Source organism: Kitasatospora sp. NPDC056531 (genome assembly GCF_042794375.1).
GTDB lineage: Bacteria > Actinomycetota > Actinomycetes > Streptomycetales > Streptomycetaceae > Kitasatospora.
The window spans coordinates 1-2,965 of the sequence record NZ_JBHTTU010000265.1 but is presented as its reverse complement, the minus strand read 5'-3'; the positions used below and the strand labels follow the sequence as shown (position 1 = coordinate 2,965).

Below are 2,965 nucleotides of genomic sequence, written 5' to 3'. Positions count from 1 at the left end.
CGGCCGGGCAGGACCCGGATCAGTCCGTGACGGTGGCGACGGTCTTGCCGACCTGGGTATCGGCCTCCAGGTAACGATGGGCCTCGGCGATGGTGTCGAGACCCTCGAAGACACGGTCGACAACAGGGATGAAGGTGGCGTCCGCGAGACCGGCGGTGATGAACGCGTGGGCGCGGCGCAGCCGTTCCGCGTCGCGGCTGACCTCGTGGATCCGGTGGAAGCGGCTGGTGATCGGGGCGAAGGTCGCCTGGCCGGGCATAGGGGTGTCGGTGGGGTCGAGGCGGCCGTAGACGATCAGGCGCCCGCTGGGGGCGATCGCCCGGGCCAGGGTGTTCACCCCGGGGCCGGCGACCGCGTCGAAAACGGTGCGCACACCCTCACCCCCGGTGATGTCCAGGACACGGGCGAGCAGGTCCTCCTCACCGGTGACGACCACATGGGCGGCACCGGCATCCAGAAGCTGCCGCCCCTTGGCCGGAGTACGGGTAGTGGCGATCGGTACAGCGCCGATACGCCGGGCGATACGAATCGCCGCCAGAGCCACACTCGAAGCCGCCGCAGTCAGCAACACATGATCACCGGGACGCAGATGACCGTCCTCGGCAAGGGCACCATAAGCGATCAGATAAGGCATCCAGACAGCGGCACCCTGAACAGCGCTAAGCCGCACAGGCCGGTGAACGACAGCGCGCGCCGGGACCAGGGCGTGGGTGCCGTAGACGCCGTAGTCGTGCTGGGAGAAAGCGGGGACGGAGTCGACCCGGTCACCGACACGGAAGGCGGCGACGCCCTCGCCGACGGCGTCCACGGTGCCGGCGGCCTCGTAGCCGGGGGTGGCCGGCAGCTTCGGCGTCTGCAGGTACGTGCCGGCACGGTAGAGGGCCTCGGCGCGGTTGAGACCCAGCACCTCGACCTTGATCCGCAGTTCACCGGGACCGGGCCGGGGCAGGGGCACCTCGCGCACGGTCAGGACCTCCGGTGCGTCGGTGGTCTCGAAGGCGACTTTCCCGGGCATGACAGCCTCCCCTTCGGATGCACCGCGCGGGCATGGTCCAGGTCCCCACCCAAACCCCGGCCGAGTCCCGTGTCAAACATCGGTCCACACCGGAACAACAAGCATCCGGCGCGCCTTACACGGACTTGACCGTTCGTCAGGTTCGCCACCGAAGGGCCGCGGACGGGCCGTCGCGGGAGCCCTGGGTGGGCCGGTCGGGGCGGGGCGTAGGCTGCCGTGCGTGATCGAGGACGACGTCCAGGGGTGGGCCGGCACACGCCGGTGGGTGGAGGGCGTGCTCGCGCCCGGCGAGCGGATCGCGCGGGTGACGCCCCTGAAGGGCGGCTGGACCTCGCGGATGCGCCGTCTGGACATCGAGGGCGCCGGCACCCCGTACGCGCTGGTGCTGCGTTCTTTCGTCAAGCCGTTCTACCGCCGCCACGCGCCCGGCCTGCTGGCCCGGGAAGCACGGGTGCTGCGCCTGCTGGAAGACAGCGCCGTACCGGCACCCGCATTGCGGGCCGTGGACGCGCAGGGGGCCTGGTGCGACGATCCGTCGCTGGTGATGACCCATCTGCCGGGCGGGGTGCGGATCGGGCACGACGGGGACGTGCGCCGGCGCATCGCGCTGCTGGCCGGGCAGCTGGCCGCCGTGCACGCCCTCGAGGTGCCGGAGACGGGACGTGAGCGCGCCTGGCAGGCCTGGACGGCCCCGGAACGGGTCCAGGTACCCGCCACCACCGGCCAAGACGCCCTGTGGGGGCGGGCGGTGGACGTGATCCGCCGCGACGCGCCCGCACACCGCTCCTGCTTCCTGCACCGCGACTTCCACCCCGGCAACGTACTGTTCACCGGCACCGGAGAGGAGTTGGCGGTCAGCGCGGTGGTCGACTGGGTGGAGACCTCCTGGGGCCCGGCTGACCTGGACGTGGCCCACTGCTCCACCGCCCTGGCCCTGCTGCACGGCGCCCCGGCGGGCATGGCCTTCGCCGACGCCTACGAACACGCGGGCGGACAACTCGCCGCACACGGCCCCGACCACCTGTACTGGCGCCTGCTGGACACCCTCGCCTTCGCCCCCGACGCACACAAGGTCGCCGCACCCTGGCGCCGGCTCGGCCGCACCGACCTGACCCCCGAGATCCTGACCGGCCGCCTGGAGGACTACCTGCAAGCCCTCTTCGACCGCTACGCCTAAGGGCTGTCCCGCACTGCCTCAGGGACGGCACCGGTGTGGCGTGACCGGGGCCGCCGTGACCGCTCGGTGATCACCCGCGCCCCATCGAGTGGCCCACACCTCCACGAACGGGCCCTGGCCGATGTGGTCGACCTCGAAGCCGGCGTCCGCGACCGCGACCGCGAACGCACCGGCATCCCACACCGTGTACCAGCGGCGTCCGTCGGGCTCATCAAGCCATCCGGTGCGACCTACGGACCTGACGCACGCGTACAGCTTACCGCCGGGGCGCAGCAGCCCGGCGAACTGGCCGAGCACGTCCACAGTCTCCGACTCGCGAAGGTGCACCAGCGATGCGCAGGCCCAGATCCCGTCGACCGTCCCAGCAGGGAATTGAGATCCGACGTCACGCAGGTCACCCTGCGAGGTGGGCGCGTGGGCGTTGGCCATCGCGACGAACACGGGGTTGAGGTCGACGCCTCGGGCGCTGTGACCACGGGCGGTGAACCGCGCGAGGTCGCGGCCGGGGCCGCAACCGGCGTCCAGGATCAGCGAGGGAACCGGCAGCGAGTCGGCGAACCGCTCGACCTGGCCGGCCATTTTGGGGGCGTGGGTGAGCGCGTAGTCGTCGGCGTGGTCGCTGTAGACCGCGACAGATGCAGCCGCCGAGTCGAACACCGCACCGTTACCGCCCTTCATCTCAGCTTGGCGTTTAACCTCGCTGCGCTTGGTGGTCCTTGATCGACTCAGCGCGTTTCACGGTCTTGCCGACGTCGTGGTGCTTGGCGCGGTGC

Annotated in this window: 3 protein-coding genes; 1 reads left to right on the top strand and 2 read right to left on the bottom strand. The window is 71.2% G+C overall.

The annotated features are described in order from the left end of the window. Nucleotides 1-19: 19 nt before the first annotated feature. On the bottom strand, nucleotides 20-964 hold the full coding sequence (locus ACFQ87_RS45405; protein WP_380616910.1) for a zinc-dependent alcohol dehydrogenase family protein: 945 nt from the start codon (nucleotides 962-964) through the stop codon (nucleotides 20-22). Between the two features lie 271 nt (nucleotides 965-1,235). On the opposite strand from ACFQ87_RS45405, the gene ACFQ87_RS45400 reads away from it, so the two are divergent. Further along, nucleotides 1,236-2,192, top strand: coding sequence for a phosphotransferase family protein (locus ACFQ87_RS45400; RefSeq protein WP_380616909.1), 957 nt, complete (start codon nucleotides 1,236-1,238; stop codon nucleotides 2,190-2,192). Nucleotides 2,193-2,210: 18 nt separating this feature from the next. Here ACFQ87_RS45400 and ACFQ87_RS45395 read toward each other — a convergent pair whose 3' ends face one another. Beyond that, nucleotides 2,211-2,870, bottom strand: coding sequence for a class I SAM-dependent methyltransferase (locus ACFQ87_RS45395; RefSeq protein ID WP_380616908.1), 660 nt, complete (start codon nucleotides 2,868-2,870; stop codon nucleotides 2,211-2,213). Nucleotides 2,871-2,965 lie beyond the last annotated feature (95 nt).

Excerpts from the sequence above, each read along its gene's own strand:
- ACFQ87_RS45395 (WP_380616908.1), bottom strand. The coding sequence starts at position 2,870 with ATGAAGGGCGGTAACGGTGCGGTGTTCGACTCGGCGGCTGCATCTGTC.